Origin of the sequence: Streptomyces fuscigenes, from assembly GCF_021556455.1 — a bacterium.
GTDB lineage: Bacteria > Actinomycetota > Actinomycetes > Streptomycetales > Streptomycetaceae > Streptomyces > Streptomyces fuscigenes.
The window spans coordinates 1-1,683 of record NZ_JAKGCV010000722.1 but is presented as its reverse complement, the minus strand read 5'-3'; the positions used below and the strand labels follow the sequence as shown (position 1 = coordinate 1,683).

General features: G+C 77.9%; 1 protein-coding gene and 1 pseudogene. Both read left to right on the top strand.

Annotated features, from left to right (window positions below; all coding sequences use genetic code 11):
• On the top strand, window positions 1-379 hold a 379-nt coding region (locus L1885_RS28080; RefSeq protein ID WP_235799956.1), incomplete at its 5' end, for an FtsX-like permease family protein.
• 1 nt (window position 380) lies between these two features.
• Window positions 381-1,683, top strand: a pseudogene (locus tag L1885_RS28075) (ABC transporter permease); the annotation flags it as partial.

The window sequence follows — 1,683 nt, the reverse complement described above, 5'->3', positions numbered from 1 at the left end:
CCTCGCGGCGGTCGGCTTCGCCGTCGGCACGATCGCCGCCCTGCGCGAGCGCGCACGGGAGTTCGCGGTCCTGCGCGCCCTCGGCGCGCCCCGCCGCCGGCTGGCCAGGCTGCTCGCCGTCGAACACGCCCTGCTGCTCGGCATCGCGCTCGCCGTGGGCCTGGTGCTGGGCGTGGTGCTGACGCGTGCCGTCGTCCCGCTGATCGTCCTGACGGGCGCCGCGACCCAGCCGGTCCCGGCGGTGCACGTCGAGCTGCCGGCCGGCCAAGTCGCGCTGCTGCTGGCCGGGGTGGCGCTCGTGCCGGTCCTGATCGTGGCGGCGCTGGCGTTGCGCCGCGGCGACCCCGCGGCGTCGCTGCGCACCCAGGGAGGCGAGTGACGTGGCACACGACGGAGGGGGCGCCGGCCGCGCGGAAGCGCGGACGGGGCACGGCGCGGACACCGCCCGCACGAAGGCGCGGACGGGGCACGGCGCGAACACCGCAGGCGCGCGGCGCCCGCGGCGATCGTCCGTGCCCGCCGCCGCCCCCTGGGTGCGCACCAGGCTGCGGGCCGCACCGGGGCTCCCGCTCGGGATCGCGGTGCTCGTCCTCCTGACCGCGTTCCTCGCCGCCGCGTTCCCGCGCGCCCTCGCCACGTACGAGGGCGCGGCGTTGCGGCACGCGCTGGACATCGCGTCGCCGGACAAGACGAACCTGTCGCTCTCCGTCCCGACCGTCGACACGGGCGACGGGCAGCCGGCCGGGGACGCCGCGCTCCGGCCCCCCTACCTCGCGCACCGCCTGCGTACCGCGGTCGGCCTGCTGCCCGCCCCGCTGCGGGTGCGCGCCGGCCAGTCCGCCTACGGGGTGCGCACCACCAAGCAGATCCCCCTGGCCGACACCTGGCTGGCGGCCCCCGGGGGCAAACCGCCCGTCGCCACTCTGACCACGCAGAGCGGCGCGGGCACCCACTCCCGCCTGGTCGCCGGCAGACTGCCGCGGGCCTCGGCGGGCTCCGTGACCTCGGCGACCCGGACCGTCGAGGGCGCGGTCACCGAGGCCACCGCCACCACACTGCACATCAAGGTGGGTTCGGTCGTCCACGTGCCCTCGGGGGTGCGGGCCGGCGCCGTCCTCGCGGTGCGCGTCACCGGCGTCCTCCGGCCCGATCACCCCTCGCTCCCGTACTGGGCGACGGAACCCGACCTGGTGACACCCGAACTCTTCCGGGACGACCCCCTCAGCCCCGTGTACTGGCACGCGGTGGTCCTCCTCCCGCCCGAGGCTGGCCCGGCGATCGCCGGGACGACCCCGGCGGCCGAGCAGTTCTGGCGGCTGTCGCCCGACCCCTCCGGCCTCACGTCCGCCGACCTGCCGAAGCTGGAGGAGGTCGTCGGCTCGGCCGAGCACGGCCCCGTCCTCACCGCGCTGACGACGGCGATGTCCCCGCGGCTGACCGTCGAGACGGGTCTCGACGGCGTACTGGAGGACGTCCAGGCGCTGTTCGGGTCCGTCGTCCCCGTCGTGTCCGTGGGTGCCTTCGGCGTCGGCACGGTCGCGGCGGTCGTCCTCGTGATGGCGGGCGGCCTGGCGGCCGGGCGCCGGCGCGAGGAACTCGCCCTGCTGCGGGCGCGGGGCGCGTCGGTGCGGGGGATCGCGGGCCGGCTCCTGGCGGAGACGGCGGTGCCCGCGGTGCCGGCCG